Source organism: uncultured Algibacter sp. (assembly GCF_947490405.1).
Lineage (GTDB): Bacteria > Bacteroidota > Bacteroidia > Flavobacteriales > Flavobacteriaceae > Algibacter_B.
Map to the genome: position 1 here is coordinate 42,633 of NZ_CANLGU010000009.1, position 23,301 is coordinate 65,933.

At 32.8% G+C, this 23,301-nt stretch carries 21 protein-coding genes; 8 read left to right on the plus strand and 13 right to left on the minus strand.

Annotation, left to right across the window (positions count from 1 at the left end):
* Positions 1-2: 2 nt before the first annotated feature.
* The 11 genes from Q0772_RS15710 to mraZ form a co-directional block, all read right to left on the minus strand.
* Entirely contained in the window at positions 3-722 is a 720-nt protein-coding gene (locus tag Q0772_RS15710; RefSeq protein ID WP_298346754.1) for a cell division protein FtsQ/DivIB, read from the minus strand.
* A complete protein-coding gene (murC, locus tag Q0772_RS15715; RefSeq protein ID WP_298346757.1) occupies positions 712-2,064 on the minus strand; it encodes a UDP-N-acetylmuramate--L-alanine ligase in 1,353 nt (450 codons plus the stop codon). Before murC ends, Q0772_RS15710 begins: the two co-directional genes overlap by 11 nt.
* Entirely contained in the window at positions 2,061-3,164 is a 1,104-nt protein-coding gene (gene murG / locus Q0772_RS15720; protein ID WP_298346759.1) for an undecaprenyldiphospho-muramoylpentapeptide beta-N-acetylglucosaminyltransferase, read from the minus strand. Before murG ends, murC begins: the two co-directional genes overlap by 4 nt.
* Positions 3,165-4,358, minus strand: coding sequence for an FtsW/RodA/SpoVE family cell cycle protein (locus tag Q0772_RS15725; RefSeq protein WP_298346762.1), 1,194 nt, complete (start codon positions 4,356-4,358; stop codon positions 3,165-3,167).
* Positions 4,359-4,368: 10 nt separating this feature from the next.
* On the minus strand, positions 4,369-5,700 hold the full coding sequence (gene murD, locus Q0772_RS15730) for a UDP-N-acetylmuramoyl-L-alanine--D-glutamate ligase (RefSeq protein WP_298346764.1): 1,332 nt from the start codon (positions 5,698-5,700) through the stop codon (positions 4,369-4,371).
* Positions 5,701-6,942, minus strand: coding sequence for a phospho-N-acetylmuramoyl-pentapeptide-transferase (gene mraY / locus Q0772_RS15735; RefSeq protein ID WP_298346766.1), 1,242 nt, complete (start codon positions 6,940-6,942; stop codon positions 5,701-5,703).
* A 55-nt stretch (positions 6,943-6,997) separates the two neighbouring features.
* On the minus strand, positions 6,998-8,461 hold the full coding sequence (locus Q0772_RS15740; RefSeq protein ID WP_298346768.1) for a UDP-N-acetylmuramoyl-L-alanyl-D-glutamate--2,6-diaminopimelate ligase: 1,464 nt from the start codon (positions 8,459-8,461) through the stop codon (positions 6,998-7,000).
* A complete protein-coding gene (locus Q0772_RS15745) occupies positions 8,458-10,419 on the minus strand; it encodes a penicillin-binding protein (protein WP_298346823.1) in 1,962 nt (653 codons plus the stop codon). Before Q0772_RS15745 ends, Q0772_RS15740 begins: the two co-directional genes overlap by 4 nt.
* A gap of 64 nt (positions 10,420-10,483) precedes the next feature.
* A complete protein-coding gene (locus Q0772_RS15750; protein ID WP_298346770.1) occupies positions 10,484-10,801 on the minus strand; it encodes an FtsL-like putative cell division protein in 318 nt (105 codons plus the stop codon).
* A 42-nt stretch (positions 10,802-10,843) separates the two neighbouring features.
* Positions 10,844-11,740, minus strand: a complete 897-nt coding sequence (gene rsmH / locus Q0772_RS15755; protein ID WP_298346772.1) for a 16S rRNA (cytosine(1402)-N(4))-methyltransferase RsmH — start codon at positions 11,738-11,740, stop codon at positions 10,844-10,846.
* On the minus strand, positions 11,727-12,197 hold the full coding sequence (mraZ, locus tag Q0772_RS15760; RefSeq protein WP_298346774.1) for a division/cell wall cluster transcriptional repressor MraZ: 471 nt from the start codon (positions 12,195-12,197) through the stop codon (positions 11,727-11,729). Before mraZ ends, rsmH begins: the two co-directional genes overlap by 14 nt.
* A gap of 327 nt (positions 12,198-12,524) precedes the next feature.
* On the opposite strand from mraZ, the gene Q0772_RS15765 reads away from it, so the two are divergent.
* The 3 genes from Q0772_RS15765 (at position 12,525) to yiaK (ending at position 15,060) form a co-directional block, all read left to right on the plus strand.
* Positions 12,525-13,289 (plus strand): alpha/beta hydrolase, encoded by a 765-nt coding sequence (locus tag Q0772_RS15765; protein WP_298346776.1) that lies wholly within the window; start codon positions 12,525-12,527, stop codon positions 13,287-13,289.
* 91 nt (positions 13,290-13,380) lie between these two features.
* A complete protein-coding gene (yihA, locus tag Q0772_RS15770) occupies positions 13,381-13,983 on the plus strand; it encodes a ribosome biogenesis GTP-binding protein YihA/YsxC (protein WP_298346778.1) in 603 nt (200 codons plus the stop codon).
* A gap of 60 nt (positions 13,984-14,043) precedes the next feature.
* Positions 14,044-15,060 (plus strand): 3-dehydro-L-gulonate 2-dehydrogenase, encoded by a 1,017-nt coding sequence (yiaK, locus tag Q0772_RS15775; protein WP_298346780.1) that lies wholly within the window; start codon positions 14,044-14,046, stop codon positions 15,058-15,060.
* Positions 15,061-15,066: 6 nt separating this feature from the next.
* On the opposite strand, the gene Q0772_RS15780 is transcribed toward yiaK, so the two are convergent.
* Both Q0772_RS15780 and Q0772_RS15785 read right to left on the minus strand, forming a co-directional pair.
* Positions 15,067-16,161: an ABC transporter permease gene (locus Q0772_RS15780; protein ID WP_298346782.1), complete on the minus strand. Its 1,095-nt coding sequence runs from the start codon at positions 16,159-16,161 to the stop codon at positions 15,067-15,069.
* 9 nt (positions 16,162-16,170) lie between these two features.
* The gene (locus Q0772_RS15785) at positions 16,171-18,309 is read right to left on the minus strand and encodes a carboxy terminal-processing peptidase (protein WP_298346825.1); all 2,139 of its coding nucleotides are present in this window, start codon (positions 18,307-18,309) and stop codon (positions 16,171-16,173) included.
* 174 nt (positions 18,310-18,483) lie between these two features.
* Between Q0772_RS15785 and surE the strand changes: the two genes are divergently transcribed.
* Genes surE through Q0772_RS15810 form a run of 5 tightly spaced genes read left to right on the plus strand, consistent with a single transcriptional unit; the run spans position 18,484 to position 23,299 of the window.
* Complete coding sequence (surE, locus tag Q0772_RS15790; RefSeq protein ID WP_298346784.1) at positions 18,484-19,254, plus strand: 5'/3'-nucleotidase SurE; 771 nt, start codon at positions 18,484-18,486, stop codon at positions 19,252-19,254.
* Between the two features lie 22 nt (positions 19,255-19,276).
* Positions 19,277-19,558 (plus strand): hypothetical protein, encoded by a 282-nt coding sequence (locus Q0772_RS15795; RefSeq protein WP_298346786.1) that lies wholly within the window; start codon positions 19,277-19,279, stop codon positions 19,556-19,558.
* Positions 19,559-20,671 carry a lipid-A-disaccharide synthase gene (lpxB, locus tag Q0772_RS15800; protein ID WP_298346788.1) on the plus strand — a complete coding sequence of 371 codons (1,113 nt, stop codon included), beginning with the start codon at positions 19,559-19,561 and terminating at the stop codon, positions 20,669-20,671.
* Positions 20,652-21,236, plus strand: coding sequence for a C40 family peptidase (locus Q0772_RS15805; RefSeq protein WP_298346790.1), 585 nt, complete (start codon positions 20,652-20,654; stop codon positions 21,234-21,236). Before lpxB ends, Q0772_RS15805 begins: the two co-directional genes overlap by 20 nt.
* A 23-nt stretch (positions 21,237-21,259) precedes the next feature.
* A complete protein-coding gene (locus Q0772_RS15810; protein WP_298346791.1) occupies positions 21,260-23,299 on the plus strand; it encodes a ComEC/Rec2 family competence protein in 2,040 nt (679 codons plus the stop codon).
* Positions 23,300-23,301: the final 2 nt, after the last annotated feature.

Sequence of the window (23,301 nt, forward strand, 5' to 3'; positions counted from 1 at the left end):
GCTTATATTTTGGTACATATTACTTGGTTCTCAAACTGTAAATTCACTTTACTATAATTATTAAGTGTCTTATCCTTTTGATTCTTTTTATAAAATGCTTTTAGATTATTTATTTTTTTATCCAAAAATTTATCATCTCCTAATTGCACTAAAAAACCACACTTTCTAAGTCTTAAATAAAGACTTTTATTAATATCTTGATGAATCTCAAAAACATGCTTTTCCAAAAAATCATCAGTTTTAATTTTACGTGCTATTTTATAGACGCTTTTTAAATTATTTTTTTCAACAAAACCAGTAACCAGTGGCACTCTAGCGGAATAACTTTTTGATAATGGCATGAATGAACCGTCATCATCAATGTAATAAGACGCATTTGTACTTACTCTTGCAATAGGCGTTTTCTGTTCAATATCAGCATTAAGTGTACCATTTACAGCAACATACACTTCTGCAGTTTTTATCATAGGATTAGATTTGAGGGCATTTTCTAATTCATTCAAATCTAAAGTTTCTTTAGGCACGTTTTTAAAGCCGTCATAATTTTGTATTAACAATTTACTAACAGTTTCATTGGTAATAAAAAGGTTGTTTTCCCCAATAAATTTCACTTGAGGTTGGGATAAATTTCTATTAGCATTTCTCTGAGACGAGAACGCAAATAAAAACACCACCAATGCTAATAAAACAACTAATTTTATGTAACCCCAATTAACTCGCAATACTGAATTCTTTTTTTATATATTTCACTTCTTCCCCAATATCCCCAGCACCTATAGTTAATATGACTTTAGCACTGCTTTGACGGATTTTATTTATTATCTCGTTTTTTCTAACCAACTGCTTATTTTTATTATCTATTTTATTCATTAACCATGATGATGTAACACCTTCAATTGGCAACTCTCTTGCTGGGTAAATATCCAACAACATCAACTCATCAAACTGAGATAAGCTTTCTGCAAAAGCATCAGCAAAATCTTTAGTTCGACTATACAAATGCGGTTGAAAAATAGCAAGCACATCTTTATCAGGATACATTTCTCGTACCGCCTGATATACAGCATTTATCTCTTCTGGATGATGCGCATAATCATCAATAAACACAAACTCTTCTGTTTTTATGTGATACGTAAATCGTCTTTTAACCCCCTTATAAGATGCTAAAGCTTTGGCGAGCTGTTGGTGCGGGCAACCATATTCCACAGCCATCGCCAAGGCTATTAATGCATTCGACAAATTGTGTCTACCAGGTAGGTTAAATTGTATATTTTTAAGCACAGTTTTTGGCATTTTTACATCAAAAACATATGCTCCGTTTTCTATTTTTATATTTTGAATGGTATAATCTGAATCGTCTTCAATCCCATAAGTAATTCCTTTTAAGGGTAATCCATTTTTAACAAATAGCTTCCCATTAGGTTTAATTCTTTTTGAAAACTCTTCAAATGTTTTTTTTAATTCTGAAGCATCTCCATAAATATCCAAATGATCTGCATCCATTGACGTAATACAAGCCAAATCTGGAGATAATGTCAAGAATGAACGGTCAAATTCATCAGCTTCAACTACAGAAACCTCAGCGCCATTAAGAATTAAATTAGAATTATAATTTTCACTAATACCTCCTAAGAAAGCAGTTACAGGCTCATTACAAACCTTCATAATATGCCCTAAAATACTTGTTGTTGTCGTTTTTCCATGAGTTCCAGCTACAGCTAAACAAAATGTGTGTTCTGTTATTAAACCTAAAACCTCAGAACGTTTTAAAACACTAAAACCATTATCTTTAAAATAACTTAACTCGTTATGATTTTTTGGTATGGCAGGTGTGTAAATTACTAACGTGTCTTCAGGGTTCTTAAAATCTAAATTTATATTTTGAATAGCATCGTTAAAATGAACTTCAACACCTAACTCTGTTAAGCTATCTGTAACTTCTGTTTGTGTCTTATCATAGCCAGCAACATGTTTTTTATTAGCATAAAAATAGCGTGCTAGAGCACTCATGCCTATACCACCAATACCAATAAAATAGATATTATTTACGTCTTCTAAATTCATTTATTATTCTTCAAAAGTTTTTCAACCTCGTCTACGATATCTTTTGTTGCATTTACTAATGCTAGTTTTTTAATATTATCTCCTAATTGTTTTTGTTTTTCTACAGAACCTACAAGCTGAGAAAATTTATTTTCAAAATCCGCTTCTAAATCCTCCTCTTTAATCATTATTGCAGCATCTTCATTTACAATAGACATAGCGTTTTTGGTTTGATGATCTTCAGCAACATTTGGAGACGGAATAAATAGTACTGGCTTACCAACAATACACAATTCTGAAACCGAACCAGCTCCTGCTCTAGAAATCACAATATCTGCTGCTGCGTATGCAAAATCCATGTTGTTTAGAAACTCATAAACCTGAACATCTTTTGTATTCTTGTATATCTTATATCGTTGATAATACAACTTTCCACATTGCCAGATAATTTGAATGTTTTGTGTATCAAAAAAATCTAATTCTTTTTCTATTAGCTCATTAATCCTTCTAGAACCTAAACTACCACCTATAACAAGTAGTGTATATTTACCGTGTTTTAAATCAAAAAAATCTTTTGCCTCAACAGTTTTTGTTTTAATATCCAATAAACTTTGCCGTACAGGATTCCCTGTTTTAATAATTTTATCTTCTGGAAAAAACCGCTCTAAACCATCATAAGCAACACATATTTTTTTTGCTTTTTTTGATAACAATTTATTTGTAATTCCAGGATAAGAATTCTGTTCTTGAATTAATGTTGGAATATTATTTGAAGCAGCAACTTGCAATAATGGACCACTCGCAAAACCACCTGTACCTATAGCCACATCGGGCTTAAAGGATTTTACGATTTTACGAGCTTTCCAAATGCTACTAATCACTTTAAAAGGAAAACTTAAATTTTTCAAGGTTAACTTACGCTGAATACCAGAAATCCACAAACCTTTAATATCGTACCCCGCCTGAGGAACTTTTTCCATTTCCATTCTATCTTTAGCACCAACAAATAAAAAATCGGCATCAGGAAAACGAGATTTTAATTCGTTTGCAATAGCTATAGCAGGATAAATATGACCTCCTGTTCCACCTCCAGATAATATGATTTTATATTTTTGATTCATTTAAATTGTTTCTGAAAGAATTTCTAATGGGTTTTCTTCGTTTATTTCTTTCTCTTTTATTTCTTCTCGCTTAGCACTTACACTAAGTATAATACCAATAGCTAAACAGGTCATCCAAATTGACGTACCTCCACTACTTATTAATGGCAATGTTTGACCAGTAACCGGAAACAACTCAACAGCTACAGCCATGTTAATTAGAGCTTGAAATACAATAGGAAGGCCAACGCCTAATACTAACAACTTTCCAAATATCGTATCTGACTTTTGAGCTACTATAACAACACGGAATAGCAACCACAAATACAAAGTCATAATCACAAAACCTCCTACCAACCCATACTCTTCTATAATAATAGCAAAAATGAAATCTGATGACGATTGAGGTAAAAAATTCTTTTGCATACTTTTCCCCGGGCCAACACCTTTAATCCCTCCTGTTGCAATTGCAATTTTTGCTTTTTCTATTTGATAATCTGCCTCTGTATCTTCTGGATTTGCAAAGCTTTCAATCCTTCCCATCCAAGTATCAACCCTATTAGGCATAGCATCTGGAAAAGCTTTAGCAACCAAAATAAACAAGGTTAATACCAAAATACCTGAACCTACAATTACCGCCAAATAACGCAAAGGATAACCCCCTAAAAACACAAGCATTACTACCATTAAGAACATAATCGCTGCTGTAGAAAAATTTGCTGGCAGTATAAGGATTAAGACTAAAAAAACAGGAATCCAAAGCGGCAAAATAGTGGCTTTAAATGTTATAATTTCATCCTTAATCTTCGACATGTATCTTGCTACATATACCATAAGCACGACAGCTGCTAACGTGGATGTTTGAAAAGACATACCCACAAATGGAATTTGAATCCATCGACTAGCGTTAGCCCCATCTATAGTTTTACCTTGAAGCATTGTTAAGCCTAACAAAACCAGCACAACGGGAATCATTATCAAAGACAAGCCTTTAAAATATCTGTAAGGGATTTTATGTACGCCATACATAATAGCAAAACCCAGCAATAAATGCACAAAATGTTTAACAAAAAAAGTGAACGTACTACTACCTGCGCCCTTGTAAGCTAAATTACTAGCAGCACTGTAAACAGGCAAAAACGACAGTATTGCCAATAAAGCAACTATTGCCCAAATTAACCGATCTCCTTTTATGTTTTTAAATACTGCTTGCACCTATATTTTTTTACAGATTCCTTACTGCATCTTTAAATTGACGTCCACGATCTTCATAATTTTCAAACAAATCGAAACTCGCACATGCTGGAGACAACAAAACAGCATCTCCTGCATCAGCTACTTTATATGCAATCTTTACGGCTTCGCTCATAAACTGTGTTTCAACAATAACATCAACCATATTTCCAAAAGTGTTCATCAATTTTTCATTATCAACACCCAAACAAATAATAGCCTTTACCTTTTCATTTATAAACGGAAATAACTCTTCATAATTATTACCCTTATCAACACCTCCAACAATCCAAACTGTTGGAGTATCCATACTTTCTAGAGCATAATACGTAGCATTTACATTCGTTGCTTTTGAATCGTTTACGTATTGCACTTTATTTATTTTCAGCACTTGCTCTAAACGATGTTCTACACCTTGAAAGTTCTCTAAACTCTCTCTAATGGTTTGCTTTCTTATTTTAAGTAAATGCGCCACAGTAGAAGCAGCCATGGCATTTTTTATATTGTGCTTTCCTTCTAGGGTTAAGTTTGATGTTGGCATAGTTATTTTGCTGTTATTTATTGTTAGTTTAATATTTTCTTTATCTAAATACGCGCCATTTTCAATAGCCTTTTTTAATGAAAATGGCAATAATGTGGATTGAACTGGATTGTTTTTTAAATGGTCAACTATTACTTCATCATCAGCGTCATATATCAAATAGTCAGCTTTAGTTTGATTCATAGCTATTCTGAATTTAGAATGGATATAGTTCTCAAATTTGTAATCATATCTATCTAAATGATCGGGAGTAATATTCAACAGCACCGCTATATTCGGCTTGAAATCAATAACATCGTCTAATTGAAAACTACTAATTTCAAGAACATAGTTTTTAAAATCTGATTCTAAAATCTGTTTAGCAAAACTATCCCCAATATTTCCTGCCAACCCTACATTTAATTCTTGTTTTAAAATGTGATGCGCTAACGTTGCCGTAGTTGTTTTCCCATTACTTCCTGTAATACCAATAATCGTGGCATCAGTAAATTTTGAAGCAAATTCAATTTCTGAAACAACTAAAATCCCTTGTTTTCTGATTTGTTTTATCAAATCAATCTTGTCAGGAATCCCAGGACTTTTCATGATGATATCTGCATTTAAAATCTTAGATATTGTATGCATTTCATCTTCCCATTCAATCTCATTATGTATAAGAACTTGTTTGTACTTTTCTTTTATTTTTCCTTTATCGGAAACAAAAACTTGATACCCTTTTACCTTTCCCAAAAGTGCTGTTCCAACACCACTTTCTCCTCCACCAAGAATAACCAGCCTTTTCATCTATCTAATTTTCAACGTTACGATTGAAAGAATAGCGAGCAATATCCCAACAATCCAAAATCGTGTAACTATTTTACTTTCGTGATATCCAGATTTCTGATAGTGATGATGTAGTGGAGACATTTTAAATATTCGCCGTCCTTCTCCATATTTTTTTTTGGTATACTTAAACCAACTTACCTGCATAATGACAGATAAATTTTCTGCAACAAAAATTCCGCATAATACAGGAATCAACCATTCTTTACGAACCGCAATAGCTATAACAGCTATAATTCCGCCTATGGTTAAACTCCCCGTATCACCCATAAATACTTGAGCTGGAAAAGTGTTATACCATAAAAAACCTATAAGTGCTCCTACAAAAGCCGCTATATAAATTGTGATTTCCTCAACTCTTGGGATATACATGATATTTAGGTATTCTGAGAAAATAATATTACCAGATACCCAAGCAAAAATTCCTAACGTAAGCACTATAATTGCCGAAGTTCCAGCAGCCAAACCATCAATACCATCTGTTAAATTAGCTCCATTTGAAACTCCTGTAATGATGATTATAATTATCAGAATAAAAATTACCCATGCATATTTTTTTAAATCTGGACTTATCCAAGTAATTAAATCTGCATAATCAAACTCATTCCCTTTAACAAAAGGAATTGTAGTTTTTGTTGACTTCATTTCTTCTTGAAATAATTTTGAAGCCTCTATATCTGGATTTTCAGCTAACAAAACACGCTGTTGCTCAATAGGTAATTTTTCTTTCATCGTTACATCCTGATGAAAAAACAAGGTTGCACCTACTATGATTCCTAAACCAATTTGCCCTAAAACTTTAAATCTGCCTTTTAATCCCTCTTTGTCGTTTTTAAACTTCTTTAAATAGTCATCAATAAAACCAATAACTCCCATCCAAATGGTTGTTACAATTAAAAGTAAGATGTAAATATTTTCTAGTTTAGCCAATAACAATACCGGAATTAGAGTAGCTAGTATGATTATAATTCCACCCATAGTTGGTGTACCCGCTTTTTCTTTTTGCCCTTCTAAGCCTAAATCTCTAATGGTTTCACCCATTTGTTTTTTTTGTAGAAAACGAATAATTCGTTTACCATAAATAGTAGAAATTAACAACGACAAAATCATAGCTAAAGCTGCTCTAAAGGTTAAAAACCCAAAAAGTGTGGCCCCTGGAAGCTGAAACTGTTTTTCCAAATACTCGAATAGGTAGTACAACATTTAATTCTCTACTTTTATTAACCCCTCGACTGCCCTTGGGGAGACATTTTGTTTATTATTTTTGTAATTGTTTTAAAAATTCCTTTACTATTTTAAGGTCATCAAAATCAAATCGCTCTCCCTTTATTTCTTGATAGGTTTCATGTCCTTTTCCAGCAATCAAAATAATATCATTAGGTTGCGCCATTTGACACGCCGCCTTAATCGCTTGCTTTCTATCTTGTATGGTTAATGCTTTTTTGAAATTTTGTGGCTCAACCCCAGCCTCAATGTCATTTAAAATATCCTCTGGATTTTCACTTCTAGGGTTATCATTCGTAAAAATCACCTTATTACTTAAAGTTGTTGCTATATGCCCCATTTTAGGTCGCTTGGTTTTATCCCTATCTCCACCACAACCAACTACAGTAATAAGTACTTCATTTTTAGTCCTAATATTATTTACAGTCTCTAATACATTTTTTAGTGCATCAGGCGTATGCGCATAATCAACAATAGCAGTGATTTTATCATCAGAAACCACATATTGAAAACGCCCACTAACACTCTCTAAATCACTTATCAATCGAAGAATTTCTACTTTTTCAAGACCTAATAATTCCGCAGTAGCATAAATTGCAAGAACATTATACGCGTTAAAGTTTCCAATAAGCTTAGTCCATACTTCACTATCGTTAACTTTTAACAACAAGCCTCCAAACTGATTCTCTAAAATCTGAGTTTTATAATCAGCATACTGCTTTAAAGCGTAGGTGTATTTTTTAGCGTTTGTGTTTTGTAACATCACCAAGCCATTTTTATCATCTACATTTGAAAGTGCAAATGCTTGACTTGAAAGCTCATCGAAGAATTTCTTTTTTACATCTCTATATTCAGCAAATGTTTTATGATAATCCAAATGATCATGAGACAAATTCGTGAAAATACCGCCCTCAAAATGCAAACCTTCCGTTCTATGTTGGTGAATTCCGTGAGAACTCACTTCCATAAAACAAAACTCTACACCTTCAGTATTCATTTTACTTAAATACTTGTTTATAGTTAAAGAATCTGGTGTAGTATGGGTTGCTTTATATTCAGTTTCATCCACCATAATTTTCACAGTAGATAACAACCCTACTTTGTAACCAGCTTTTTTAAATAGCTGATATAATAAACTTGTTACTGTAGTTTTTCCATTTGTACCAGTAACACCAACAAGTCTTAAGTTTTGTGATGGGTTATGATAAAAATTCGAAGCTATAATAGCCAGTGCTTTACTAGAATTATCAACTTCAACATAAGCAACACCATCTATTAGTTTTTTTGGTATGGTTTCACACACAATACTTGTTGCGCCTTTGTCAATAGCCAAATCAATGTAATCGTGCCCATCTGAAACCAAACCACGAATAGCAACAAACAAATTGCCTTTTTCAATTTTACGTGAATCAAAATTAACAGCATCAACCCCTATACTTGTGCTTCCAACTACAGCATTTAAAGTAACCTTGTACAATATGTCCTTGAGAGCTATCATGATGCTTTTAAAACTACTGTTTGATTATTCTTTAATTTGGTATTCTTGTTTATGGATTGGGCTTTCACTAAGCCATTACCTTCTAACCGCACCTTTACATTAACCTGCATATTTTCTAACAAAACCAAAGCATCCATAGCAGGCATCCCTACTACATTGGGCATAATTGTTTTATATTTTTGCGCTTTTTCATAGAAGCTTTCATAATCCTTTTCTACCGCACCCATTTTCACATCTAACGATTCAACCTCATCAACAATAGGTGTATCTGTAAAAATCTTTTGCGCCACCCTTTTAAACACAGGACCAGAGACATCAGCCCCATAATATCCTACACTTTTATCAGGCTCGTGAATAACTACAATACATGAGTATTTAGGATTATCTGCAGGAAAATAACCAGCAAATGATGAGATATAATTCAACTTTTCTTTATCGCGATAATCTTTTTGACAAGTACCTGTTTTACCTGCCATAGAAAAGTTTTTAGAATATAATCGATGGCCTGTACCATGTTCCTTTTCAACTACATTTTTAAGTAATGCTTGTAATTTTGAAATGGTTTCTTTTGAGCAGATTTGATTGTTTATCACTTCCTTTTCAAAAGGCTCAATGACTTTATCAAATTCTTTTACCTCTTTTAAAAATCTAGGCTTTACCATAACACCATCATTCGCAACGGCATTATAAAACGCAAGTGTTTGCAATGGCGTAAAAGACACTCCATAACCATAAGCCATCCACTGTAGAGCAATTCCACTCCAACGACCGTTCTTTACTCTTGGATCTGGAATAATTGGTTTTGGCTCACCTATAATTGGTAAGTGCAAATCGTTATTTAGGTTCATGTCGTACAACCTATCAACAAACTTTTCAGGCTGTTTTCTATAAGCCTGATCAATAGCCTTGACAATTCCTGTATTAGAAGACACCTCAAAAGCTTTTGAAACCGTTATTTTTCCGTAACCGCCATGTTTTGAATCTCGAACTTTTTTACCATAGAAACTCAAAATTCCTTTTTCAGTATCAACAACATCACTTGTATCAACCACTTTATCTTCAAAAGCAGCAGCTAACGCCATCAATTTAAATGTAGAGCCTGATTCATGACTTTCACCTACCGCATAATTCAATCGCTCATAATAATGTCCATTTTTATTCCTTCCTAAATTTGAAATAGCGCGAATCTCTCCAGTTTTGGTTTCCATAACCACCACACATCCATGGTCTGCTTTATACTTTTCTAACTGTGCTAAAAGCGCATGATGTGCAATGTCTTGAATATTAACATCTATGGTAGTATAAACATCATACCCATCTTGTGGTTCAATTTCATTAGCATCACTCAACGGTTTCCACTGGCCTTTTCCTATTTGTTGCTTTTTACGTTGCCCATCTACACCGCGTAAATATTTTACCCCAAAAGCACCATCAATCCCAGGTCTTGTAACATTTCCTTTATCATCAATACGCTCATAACCTATTGTTCTTTGCGCAATACCACCCATTGGATGTTCACGTTTAGTAGTTTGCTCAACAATTAAACCACCTTTAAATGCCCCTAACTCTAATAATGGAAAATTTCTTAATCGGATATAATCTGAATATCCAATGTTTCTAGCCAATAAAAAATACCTGTTTCTGTTTGCTCGTGCCCGTCTTAAGTCTTTTTCTAATGCGTTTGAAGATTTACCAGAATATTTTGAAAGCGAATCACAAAGTGGCTTGATATACTTCTCAAAAGTTTTAGCTTTTGGCGTTAACGCATCAAAACGAATATCATACTTAGGAATTGAGGTAGCTAGTAAATTCCCATTTACAGAATACACATTACCTCTATTTGCAGGAATCACAACATTTTTAACAACACGCTCTGTAGCTTTTGCTCTATACACATCACCTTGAAGAAATTGAACACTTAAAAGCTTAAATACCACAGCAAGCCCGAAGATGAACATACATCCAGCTATAAAGTACAAACGGTTTAATATGTTTCTTTCGTTTACTGCCAAGGTTGTTTTATCAATTTTTAGCTTTTACTTTTATTTTTTTTGGTGGAATTACCGAAGACGCTAATCCTTTTTCTTTCATTACTATTACAACATGAGATTCCATTTTGAGCCTCATGAGTTTGGAGCGACCATCAACAAAAGCAGATCGCATTTCTTTTACTTCATTTTTTAATCTTGCAATTTCATAGACCTTTTTATCAGCACTATGCGAACTTGCAATCATTATTATAGCTAACACGGAAACGAATAAAATAAATCGCCAATTCTTAAATGAATCATCACTTACTAAAAATGTTCCTTTTAATATGTTATAGATATTTTTCTTCATTCTGATAATTTTGTAGTTTCGATTTCTCTCAACTCCTAAAAATTATATTTTTTCAGCTATTCTAAGTTTTGCACTTCTTGCCCTATTATTTGTTTTTATTTCTTCTGCCGTTGGAACAATCAGTCCGTTCACTTTTTTTAGTGGCACTTCAAAATTTCCGAACATATCCCTTTCTGGCTCCCCTTCAAACATCCCATTTCTTATAAAACGTTTCACCAACCTATCTTCAAGCGAGTGGTAGGATATAAAACTAAGCCGCCCTCCAACTTTCAACACTTCTGGAGTTTGCAATAAAAACTCTTTTAAAACCTCAATTTCTTGGTTTACCTCAATTCTAATCGCTTGATAAATTTGAGCTAACACTTTATTTTCATGTCTTGGTGGCAAAAACTTCCTTAAGACCCCTTTTAATTGTTCACTTGTAATAATTGATTCATTCCTTCGAAACTCTACAATTAATCTTGCCATAGCTGGAGCTGCACGCAATTCACCGTATTGCAAAAAAACCTGTTTTAACCTTTCTTCTTCATATTCATTAACTACGTGAAAAGCAGACAGTTCATTTTCTTGATTCATCCGCATATCTAAATCCGCTTCAAAACGTGTAGAAAAACCACGTTCAGCTACATCAAATTGATGAGATGACACACCAAAATCAGCCAAAATCCCATCCACTTGCTTCACACCATGGAATCTCAAAAACCGCTTTACATACCTAAAATTCTCATGAATCAGTGTAAACCTATCATCATCTATTGTATTTTTAAGAGCGTCTGAATCTTGATCGAAAGCAAAAAGCTTCCCCTTGTCACCAAGGCGTTTTAATATTTCTCTACTATGCCCGCCACCACCAAAGGTTACATCTACATAAATACCGTCTGAATTAATATTTAACCCATCAACCGTTTCTTTGAGAAGCACTGGGTTATGATATTCCATAATCGTCATCGTCTTGCCCCATTACCTCTTCTGCTAAATCAGCAAAATCAACAGTTGCGTCATCAATAGCTTGTTCGTATAAATCCTTATCCCAAATCTCAATAATATTGATTGCAGAAGCCACCACTATATTTTTTGAAATATTCGCAAAAACCGTCAAATCCTTTGGTATCAAAACTCTACCATTCACATCTACCTCAACCATTTTTGCTCCAGCTGTAAATCGCCTAATAAAATCGTTATTCTTCTTTTTAAACTTATTAAGCCCATTCATCTTTTGCATAAGCATCTTCCATTCTCCCATAGGATAAAGCTCTAAACATTGCTGAAACACTGAACGACGAATAACAAAACCATCTTGCAAAATCGCAGAAAGTTGCTTTTTGATTGCAGCTGGCATCATCAATCTGCCTTTTGCATCAACTTTACAATCGTATGTTCCTGTGATTAAATCCAAAGTGATTTACTGACTTTTAAACGTTTAAGTTTCAAATATATTGAAAAATATCCCACTTTCTACCACTAAATACCACTTTGTTAATAAATTTTAAATCTAGGTTGTTTTTTATCGAACATTAAAGCTTACAACCCCCTACAAATAAACACGAAAGACAAGTTTGCCCTTTAAACTTTCAAATATCAAAACTGTTGATATTTCAGTTTTGATATTTTAAAAATTAGCACCCCAATAAACATGTGCTTTTACCTGAAAAGAATTATTAATAGGGGAAATATGAATGAAATAACTATATTTGTTTTTAACGAATGAATGACTAACTGATTAATGACGCATCGTTTAAAAAAAGAAAAAAACTACAGCTATATTGAAGCAGGAGAAGGCACACCTATAATTGTGCTACACGGATTAATGGGCGGATTAAGTAATTTTGACGCTGTTACCGATTTCTTTAGCCGTAAAGACTATAAAGTAATTATACCTGAACTCCCTATTTACGGCATGTCTTTAATCAAAACAAACGTAAAGCATTTTGCTAAATACTTACACGAGTTTATAAAATTTAAAGGCTTTGAAGAAGTTATTTTACTCGGTAATTCTTTGGGCGGACATATTGGGCTATATCACACTAAACTTTACCCAGAAAGTGTAAAAGCATTAATCATCACTGGAAGTTCTGGATTATATGAAAATGCAATGGGTGGCGGATACACAAAGCGTAGTGATTATGAAGTAATTAAAAAGAAAGCACAAGATGTTTTTTATGACCCAGAAGTTGCCACTAAAGAAATAGTAGATGAAGTCTACGAAACTGTTAACGACCGCAACAAACTTATAAAAACACTTGCCATTGCAAAAAGTGCAATTAGGCACAATATGTCTAAAGATTTACCTAATATAAAAACTCCAACATGTATCATTTGGGGTAGGAATGATAATGTTACACCTCCTGAAGTTGCTGAAGAATTCAGTGAATTACTACCTGATTCTGAACTTTATTGGATTGACAAATGTGGACATGCCGCCATGATGGAACATCCTCAAGAATTTAATAAAATTCTTGATACATGGTTAAAAAAAAGAGGCTTTTAAAATTTATTAAAAAATAAAAAATCTAATCTAAAAGCACTTAATTCCTTTAATGAGATTCCCTCCTTAGAGGTAATAACAAAAAAACACTTGTATGAAAATAAAGTCTGCTGAATTTGTTATGAGCAACTCTGATGTTACTAAGTGTCCAAAAAGCAGATTGCCAGAATATGCTTTTATAGGAAGAAGTAATGTTGGCAAGTCTTCTCTAATCAATATGCTTACAAGCCGAAAAAGTTTAGCTAAAACCTCTGGCAGACCCGGTAAAACACAACTCATTAATCATTTTTTAATTAACAAAAATTGGCATTTGGTAGATTTACCTGGCTATGGTTATGCACGTGTTTCAAAAAGTTCAAAAAAAGTATTTCAAAAATTTATTACGCAATATTTCGCCCTAAGAGAACAATTAGTTACCGCTTTTGTTTTGGTAGATATAAGGCACAAGCCCCAACCCATAGATCTAGAATTTATGCAATGGCTTGGAGAAAATGGCATTCCATTTTCTATTATTTTCACTAAAGCTGATAAATTAAAACCCAAGGCAATAGAAAATCATGTTAAAGATTACCAAACCATCCTTTTAGAAACTTGGGAGGATATGCCAAATTACTTTATAACATCATCTTCAAAAAATATAGGAAAAGACAAGGTTTTAGGATATGTTGATGAATTAAATCTAAACATGGAAACTTGATTTAAATAATTATAATTTCAGCCAAATTAATTACTTTCAACAAAACCTTTTTGGAAATTCATGAAACAAGCAAAAATAGTTTCTCAAGAACTTATGTCAAAAACGCTTTTTGATATTTTTGTGAAATATAAGTTTACTAATGAAAAAGCAAACCTACTATCTGAAGTTTTTACAGAAAATTCATTATGCGGGGTTACTTCTCACGGCATAAATAGAGTCCCTGTTCTACTTGATTTTATTAATAAAGATTTAGTTGATATAAACGCTGAAGTTGAAAAAGCAGAAACTTTTGGAAATATTGAAAGATGGGATGGCAATAATGGAGTTGGAATTATTAACGCAGTTAAATGTACTAATCGAGCTATTGAATTAGCTAAAGACCACGGCATGGGCATTGTAGCCCTTAGAAATACGAATCATTGGATGCGTGGAGGTTATTATGGGTGGCAAGCTGCGAAAAAAGACTGTATAAGCATACTTTTTACCAATACAAAACCCAATATGCCAGCTTGGGGCGGAAAAGAATTGAGACTTGGCAACAATCCCTTTATCATTTCTATACCTAGAAAAAAAGGGCATATTGTTTTAGATATGGCAATCTCTCAATTTTCATTTGGAAAAATAAACGATTATAAATTAAATAATAAAATGCTTCCCTACGAAGGCGGATGGGACAACAACAATAATTTAACTAAAGACCCAGATGCTATATTAAAGAGTGAACGTAGCTTACCTATTGGACTTTGGAAAGGCTCTGCACTCTCAATGGTTTTGGATATGCTAGCTACAATTTTATCAGCAGGCAAATCAACCTATAAATTAGGGTTAGACGAATATGAAACGGGGGTTTCTCAAGTTTATATGTGTATACATCAAAAGACTTTTAACGATTCTAATCTTCAAGAAAACCTGTTAAATGAAATTATAAATTTCACGCACAACATCACTCCAACCGAAACTGGACAAAAAACGTTTTACCCGGGAGAACGCACTTTGCAGGTTAGACAAAATAATTTAGAAAAAGGGATACCTGTAGACTTTCGAATTTGGAATACCGTTTTAGAGTTTTTAAAATAAGACTATTTAACTCTTAACATCTAGAGCATCTCTAAGCGCATTACCTATAAGCATAAAAGCCATAACTAAACTCATAATACAAAGCCCCGGAATTATAGCTAAATAAGGTTTTCCAAGAATAATATAATTATAATGATCCTTAATCATTGCTCCCCAACTTGCCATTGGTGGTTGTGCTCCTATACCTAAAAAACTTAAACCACTTTCAATTAAAATAGCAGCTGCAAAATTAGCTGCCGAAATAACAATAACAGGTGCCATTATGTTTGGTAATATATGCTTAGTTATTATCCTAAAATCATTATACCCTAAAGCTCTTGCCGCCGTAACATATTGCATTTCTTTTGCACTAATAATTTGCCCACGTACTACCCTTGCCACTTCTACCCACATGGTTAAACCTACCGCTATAAAGACTTGCCAAAACCCTTTCCCTAAAGCTAAAGTAATAGCAATTACTAATAATAATGTTGGTATAGACCATGTTACATTAATTATCCACATGATGATAGCATCAACTCTTCCTCCAAAATAGCCAGCAATACTTCCCATAAAAATTCCAATAATTAACGAAATTAGAACCGCCACAAAACCAATAAAAAAAGATATTCTTGCTCCTACTAAAATTCTACTAAGTAAATCACGACCATATTTATCTGTTCCAAAAAGAAAGGTTCTTTCAGTAATATAACCCGTGAATACATGATCAGGTAAGACATTTAATTTTATAATTTTCTCCGCACCTTCTAATCCGTCAGAAGCATATTCTTTATAGGCCAGAATACCATCCTCCATTGTATAATCTGAAATTGGAACTTCTGTATCAGCGTTTTTCTTTCCAAAAAACAGTTTATCAAAACCATTTTGCTTTGTTGAAATTTCTGAAGGTATTATTAACATATTTACCTTAAAACCTGGTTTCTTAGAATGAATTGCCAGATGCATTTGATTCGCATATTGAGAATCATCTGGAGCCAACACATAAGCAAAAACAGAAACCACCCCAACCAATATGATAAAACAAAAACTAAAAACGCCCCAAAAGTTGCTTTTAAACTTTTGGAGCGCTAATTGTTTTAGTGAGTTTGATTTATGACTCATAAACGTTTATTAATTCTTTACTGTAGAAGCCACTTTTTTAATTGGATATGCTGTTTTTAAATCGTCTAAAACATTTAGTGCCTCTTCAATATAAACATCTTTACTCAAGCTTTGATGCCAACGTTTGCGTTTCTCTTTTAAATCAGTCGTATCTTTTGCGATAAGTTCCTTTTCATAACTTGAAGAGTCAAAGGTTAAATTTGTATCATAATCACTAATTGCATCATACTTTTTTGATTCTATTTCATTGGCTTTTAATTGCGCCTTGTACTTATTATAATTAAGCGAATAAACCGTCTCATCAATTTTAGTTTTCACCCATTTAGCATTTTCCTCAATAAGCTTTAATTGCTCATTATTACTCATACGCTTTTGGCTTTTTTGAATAGTTGCATCATAATCAAAATAATACTCCCAAACCGTGAATTGCGCTTCATCAATCTCATCATAAGGTAATGGATTTTCTTTATCTTTTTCACCTACATCAATAAAGCTAAAGCGACCTGGCACTTTAATATCACTTTTAACACCCTCTAACTGCACAGAGCCACCATTAATTCTGTAATACTTTTGTCTGGTTAGCGCTAAAGCTCCCATATCGCCACTTGTATTATTCCTCAACATGTTATTTAAGTCTATAACATTTTGCACTGTTCCTTTACCATAAGTTTGCTTGCTACCTATAATAATTGCGCGCTTATAATCTTGCATTGCAGCTGCTAATATCTCTGAAGCTGAAGCCGAAATTTCGTTTACCAAAATAACTAACGGACCATCCCATGCTATAGATTTATCTCTATCTTTCAAAACTTCTTTGGGCGTATCTGTTGAGCGTACTTGAACAATAGGACCATCTTTTATAAATAAACCTGCCATCTCAACAACTGTAGGCAAGGATCCTCCTCCATTATTTCGCAAATCCAGTACAAGCCCCTCAATGCCATCTTCTTTCAATCTTTCAATTTCCTTTTTTACATCTTTGGCTGCGTTAATATTTTTATAATCATTAAAATCAGCATAAAACGCAGGTAAGTTTATAACACCAAAAATTTTGTCATCTTTTTTTACTACAGACGATTTAGCATAGGTATCAAAAACCTCAACAACATCTCTTGTAATGGTAATATCCTTTACGGTACCATCTACTTTTTTAACAGTAAGGGTTACTTTGGTACCTTTTGGACCTTTTATATACTTGATAGCGTCATTAATACGCATACCAACAATATCCACAGGAAACTCTTCATCCTCCTGCTTAACTTTAAGAATTAAATCTTCAACTTCTAGCTCGTTACCTCTCCAAGCGGGGCCCCCAGAAATAAGCTCTACAACTTTTATGTAATCCATACGCTTCTGAAGTCTTGCTCCTATACCTTCTAACTTACCAGACATACGGGTATCGAAATCTTCTTTTCCTTTTGGAGCTAGATAATATGTATGAGGATCAAACTCTTCAACTATTGTATTTACATAAACAGCAAACCAATCTTCACGTCTTTGATCATCAATGTAATCTTGAAAATATATATCTAAAGATCGTAATGTAGCCTCACGCGCTTCTTTTTCAATTTCTTTCTCAGACTTCATTACATAATTTGGATTTTTTTCTTTGGCTCTTTTTTCATCCTCATAAAGATCATCATAGTTAGAAATTGTAGAAAACTTTAGTTGTTTCCTCCAACGTTCTTTCATTTCTTTTTTATTCTTAGGAAAGGCGATTTTATCATAATCTGTATCAAAAGTTTCATCTATGGTGTAATCAAAAGGCTCAGCTAAAATAGCTTTATAAAGCTCTTTGGACTCCTCTATTCGTTTAACAAAACGTTCATGAACTACATTAAAAAACGTAATATCTGTTATTTTAAGTTGATCATCAATAGTCAATTTATATTTCTCGAAATCCTTATAATCAGACTGATAAAAATATCTTTTAACTGGATCCATCACTTCAACAAAATCTGAAAATAATTCTTCAGAAAACGCATCATCCATGGCAATCGGGTCAAAATGACCTTGCTCGATAACAAATGTGATGATTTGAATTAGAAGTTTATCTTTGTCTGGATTACTGAATTTATTTGATGTAAAACTGCAAGACGCAAACGCCAACAACAATAAAAGAGAGAGTACTTTATAATTCCTTTTCATAATATTCTTCATGTTTTATTCTTTTTTGCTTCTAAAAAGCACAGCATATTTTTCACTAAAATAAAGAAAAAACCATGCCAATACTTCGAATCGCTACTAATTTTTTGTTAAACCAAAGAAATTAGGTGTTTACTAACGAAATTATGTATTTTAGCGATGATTTTTAGCACTAAAATGAGTAAAAAACCGCTTATACTTGTAACAAACGATGATGGCATTAATGCTCCAGGAATACGATCATTAATTTCTGTAATGAATACCATTGGAGATGTGGTAGTTGTAGCACCTGACAGCCCACAAAGTGGCATGGGACACGCCATTACTTTAAACTCCACTTTACACGCTAAAGACGTCCATTTAGACGAAGGACCACAAAAAGAGTTTAGCTGTTCTGGAACACCTGCTGATTGCGTGAAACTTGCCATCAGAGAGCTCGCTGACAGAGTTCCTGATATTTGTGTTTCAGGAATTAATCATGGCTCAAACTCTTCAATAAACGTTATTTATTCTGGAACAATGAGTGCTGCAATTGAAGCTGGAATAGAGGGCATTCCAGCCATTGGTTTTTCTTTATTAGATTATGGATGGGATGCTAATTTTGAAGCTTCAAAACCTTTTGTAAAGGTTATTACAGAAGAAGTTTTGAGACATGGCTTACCAAATGGTGTGGTTTTAAATGTTAATATCCCCAATATTTCTGAAGACGCCATTAAAGGCATAAAAATTTGTAGACAAGCTAAAGCGAATTGGGTTGAAGAATTTGACAAACGTAAAACACCACAAGGCAAAGATTACTATTGGCTTACAGGTAAGTTTGTTAATTTAGATGGCGGTGAAGATACTGACGAATGGGCACTTGAAAACGGTTATATTTCTGTAGTTCCAGCGCAATTCGATTTAACTGCTCATCATTTTATAAAAGATTTAAATAGTTGGAATCTATAATACTAAAACACCAAAGTAACACATGAAGAAAGACATTTTTATAGGTATGCTTATTGGTTTAATAGCTAATGCCATTGGCTTATTTTTAGCTGCTAATTTATTAGGAAAAGGAGATGATTTTACTGTTGTAATAGATGCTGCTGCTAAAGAAGGATTTTTAGGCAAACTTATTAGTCTAGGCGCAATTTTAAACCTTATTGCTTTTTTCATCTTTATAAAAAAAAGGCAAGACTATCGTGCTAGGGGCGTATTGCTAATTACGGTTTTTATTGCTGTTTTTACTTTTGTTTTTAAACTCTTCTAAATGAAGTATTACATTGTAGCTGGAGAAGCATCTGGTGATTTACATGGCTCAAACTTAATGAAAGCACTGCATAGGGTTGATGCTAAAGCTGAGATTAGGTTTTGGGGTGGTGATCTCATGCAAGCTACTGGGGGTAAATTAGTTAAGCACTACAAAGAACGTGCTTTTATGGGGTTTATTGAAGTGGTCATGAACTTGAATAAAATTTTCAAAGATATTTCTTTTTGCAAAAAGGATATTGAAAATTTTAAACCAGATGCTATTATTTTTATTGACAACTCTGGTTTCAATTTACGAATTGCAAAATGGGCAAAACAGGAAGGCTATAGAACCAACTATTATATATCTCCACAGGTTTGGGCATCAAGAGCTAGCAGAGTAAAAGCTATAAAGCGTGATATTGATGCCATGTATGTTATACTCCCTTTTGTAAAACCTTTTTACAAAAAATACGGTTATGAGGTTACTTTTGTTGGCCACCCTTTAATTGATGAGATAACAAATAGGGAACAGGTTGATGAATTTAAATTTAGAGAAACACATAAATTAGGAAACAAACCAATAATAGCTTTACTTCCAGGAAGCAGGAAACAAGAAATAACAAAGATGCTCTCTGTGATGTTGAATATAGCTGACAACTACCCAAGATACCAGTTTATTATTGCAGGAGCACCAAGTCAGGATTATAGTTTTTACAATACATTTATAAAATCGAGTAACGTAAAATTTATTTCTAACAAAACATACGATTTACTAAGTATATCCACTGCTGCATTGGTTACATCTGGAACAGCTACTTTAGAAACAGCTTTGTTTAAAGTTCCTCAAGTTGTTTGTTACAAAGGAAGCAATATTTCTTACCAGATAGCGAAACGTATAATAACTTTGAAATTTATTTCGTTAGTAAATTTGGTAATGGACAGAGAGGTGGTTACTGAACTTATCCAAAATGACTTCAATAAAAAAAGACTTAAAAAAGAGTTAGATAACATACTAAACCCTGAAACTCGTAAACATCTGTTTTTAGATTATTATGAATTAGAAAAAACCTTAGGAGGCAAAGGCGCTAGTGAAAAAACTGCTAAATTGATTTATGAATCCATTAAATCTTAAAATAACTCGAGTACTTTTAATCCTTTTAGTCATTACAAGTCTTAGTAATTGTAAATCTTCTAAACGCTCTAAAGCTAGAAAACCCAACAAAATCGTTACCAAGAAACGCGAAAAAAGCCCATCATCAGACAATAACACAACTGTAGCAACAATTCCTGTTGAGAAAGGTACCTCAACTAAATACAAAGCAGATTTTATTATTGATTATGCTAAACAGTTTGAGGGTGTACGCTACAAATGGGGAGGAACAACAAAATCAGGAGTAGATTGTTCTGGCTTAGTTTATGAATCTTTTAAAACTCAAGATATTTTGCTACCAAGAATTTCAAGAGATATGGCAAAAAAAGGGGCTCGAATTAAACTTAGCAAAGCCCTTAAAGGTGACCTTCTTTTTTTTAAAACTGGAAACAGGCGAAACTCTATAAACCACGTTGGCTTAATAGTAGATATTAAAGGTAACGATATTAAGTTTATTCATGCTACAACCAGTAAAGGCGTTATTATTTCTGGGCTTAACGAAACTTATTGGTTAAAAGCCTTTCATGAGGTACGTCGTATTTTATAGGATATTTTATATCTTTAAAAAGTATGCGATTACTTAATTTTACAATAATTAAACTTAGTATATGCCTGGTTCTAGGCATTATTATAGGCTATGTATTCAATTTACCTTTAAATGTTTCAGTACTCTTAACTACTTCGTTACTTATTGTTTTACTCATTTTTTATTTTATTGCTAAAAAGCAGTTTTTTTCATCTATCTGGTTTGGTGTTTTTTCATTTCTAGTTATGGTTTCTATTGGTGTTTTAACAACCTGTTTTCACAATCAAAAAAACTTTAAAAACCACTACACTAAAGTAGCAATAATAAAAAATGACAGCTTAAACACTATAACTTTTAGAATACGAGAAGTTTTAAAATCTGGAAATTATTATGACAAATACATCATTGATCTTTTAGAAATCAATCAAGAAAAGGTTATTGGCAAAACGCTTTTAAATATCCAGAAAGACACTTTATTTTCTCCATTAAAAGTTGATGATGTCTATGTAGGCAGAACAGATTTTAAAAATCTTATTGATCCACTTAACCCACATCAATTCAACTATAAAAAATATTTAGAAAAAAAATATATTTACCATCAACTCTTCACATCAAACGAAGCTCTATTAGTTTCTAAAGCTAAAGCAAAAACCCTTTTTGGGCTTGCTGATAATATTAGACAACGCATTAATAAAAAACTTAAACCTTATAATTTTAAACCTGATGAACTTGCCATAATCAATGCGCTTTTGTTAGGACAAAGACAAGATATAAGTGAAGCCATTTACACCAGTTATACCCATGCTGGAGCAATTCATATTTTGGCTGTTTCTGGTCTTCATGTTGGTATAATTCTACTTATTTTAAGCTTCATATTCAAACCATTAGAACAATTTAAACATGGTAAACTCATAAAAACAATTCTTTTAGTAAGTATGCTTTGGAGTTTTGCATTAATTGCAGGATTATCAGCTTCAGTTACAAGAGCAGTCACCATGTTCAGCATAGTAGCCATTGCATTAAACCTTAAGCGACCAACAAATATATATAATACTTTAGCCATTAGTCTGTTTGTTATTTTACTTATTAAACCATTGTTTATTTTTGATGTGGGTTTTCAATTAAGTTATTTAGCTGTATTTGCTATTGTTATAATTGACCCCTATTTGTATAGCTTTTGGAAACCAAAATATTGGGTTACTGATAAATTATGGCATACGTTTACAATTACCATTTCTGCTCAATTCGGAATTATACCCATTAGCTTATATTACTTCCACCAGTTTCCTGGTTTATTTTTTATCTCAAACCTTATTATTATCCCGTTTTTAGGACTTATACTAGGTTTTGGAATTTTAGTCATTCTATTAGCTCTTTTAAACTTGCTTCCACAATTTGTGGCAGACAGCTTTGGATACATTATAAGCGCTATGAATGGTTTTGTAAGTTGGGTATCTAAACAAGAAGCGTTTTTATTTAAAGATATTTCTTTTAACCTACTCTTAGTTATCACCTCTTATTTATTGATTATATCATTCTTTCGGTTGATTTTTAAAAGAAATTATTCAAATCTTAAATTGTTTTTAATTGCCTTTCTGATTGTTCAAAGTACTTTTATTTATAATAAATTCAACAAACCCAACAACACCTTTATTGTTTTTCATAAAAGTCGATTTAGCTTACTAGGAAATACCATAAATAATAAAATTTTAATTGCTAATGATTTTGACAGTATTACAAAAGCGAAAAACAAAATTATAAGAGATTACACTGTTGCCAATGCTATTTACAAAATTGAAGAACACAAAATAACTCCAGTTTACCAACTAAACAATGAAAGGCTATTAGTAATTGACAGCTTTGGTGTTTATAATTTAAAGACCTTCAAACCAGACTATATTCTGCTCAGACAGTCGCCAAAAATTAATTTAAATAGGCTGATTGATTCTTTAAAACCAAAATATGTTATTTCTGATGGAAGCAATTATAAATCCTACGTAGAACGTTGGAAACTTATTTGTAGAAAAAGAAAAATCCCTTTTCACCAAACTAGCAAAAAGGGCGCTTTTATTATAGATTATTAATT

Bases quoted from the DNA above. Each gene is read 5' to 3' on its own strand.
- yihA (WP_298346778.1), top strand. From the start codon at position 13,381: ATGAAAATAAAGTCTGCTGAATTTGTTATGAGCAACTCTGATGTTACT.
- murC (WP_298346757.1), bottom strand. From the start codon at position 2,064: ATGAATTTAGAAGACGTAAATAATATCTATTTTATTGGTATTGGTGGT.
- Q0772_RS15740 (WP_298346768.1), bottom strand. From the start codon at position 8,461: ATGATAGCTCTCAAGGACATATTGTACAAGGTTACTTTAAATGCTGTA.
- mraY (WP_298346766.1), bottom strand. From the start codon at position 6,942: ATGTTGTACTACCTATTCGAGTATTTGGAAAAACAGTTTCAGCTTCCA.
- Q0772_RS15810 (WP_298346791.1), top strand. From the start codon at position 21,260: ATGCGATTACTTAATTTTACAATAATTAAACTTAGTATATGCCTGGTT.
- Q0772_RS15785 (WP_298346825.1), bottom strand. From the start codon at position 18,309: ATGAAAAGGAATTATAAAGTACTCTCTCTTTTATTGTTGTTGGCGTTT.
- yiaK (WP_298346780.1), top strand. From the start codon at position 14,044: ATGAAACAAGCAAAAATAGTTTCTCAAGAACTTATGTCAAAAACGCTT.
- Q0772_RS15750 (WP_298346770.1), bottom strand. From the start codon at position 10,801: ATGAAGAAAAATATCTATAACATATTAAAAGGAACATTTTTAGTAAGT.
- murD (WP_298346764.1), bottom strand. From the start codon at position 5,700: ATGAAAAGGCTGGTTATTCTTGGTGGAGGAGAAAGTGGTGTTGGAACA.
- Q0772_RS15765 (WP_298346776.1), top strand. From the start codon at position 12,525: ATGACGCATCGTTTAAAAAAAGAAAAAAACTACAGCTATATTGAAGCA.
- rsmH (WP_298346772.1), bottom strand. From the start codon at position 11,740: ATGGAATATCATAACCCAGTGCTTCTCAAAGAAACGGTTGATGGGTTA.
- lpxB (WP_298346788.1), top strand. From the start codon at position 19,559: ATGAAGTATTACATTGTAGCTGGAGAAGCATCTGGTGATTTACATGGC.
- Q0772_RS15805 (WP_298346790.1), top strand. From the start codon at position 20,652: ATGAATCCATTAAATCTTAAAATAACTCGAGTACTTTTAATCCTTTTA.
- Q0772_RS15780 (WP_298346782.1), bottom strand. From the start codon at position 16,161: ATGAGTCATAAATCAAACTCACTAAAACAATTAGCGCTCCAAAAGTTT.
- murG (WP_298346759.1), bottom strand. From the start codon at position 3,164: ATGAATCAAAAATATAAAATCATATTATCTGGAGGTGGAACAGGAGGT.
- Q0772_RS15745 (WP_298346823.1), bottom strand. From the start codon at position 10,419: ATGTTCATCTTCGGGCTTGCTGTGGTATTTAAGCTTTTAAGTGTTCAA.
- Q0772_RS15795 (WP_298346786.1), top strand. From the start codon at position 19,277: ATGAAGAAAGACATTTTTATAGGTATGCTTATTGGTTTAATAGCTAAT.
- surE (WP_298346784.1), top strand. From the start codon at position 18,484: ATGAGTAAAAAACCGCTTATACTTGTAACAAACGATGATGGCATTAAT.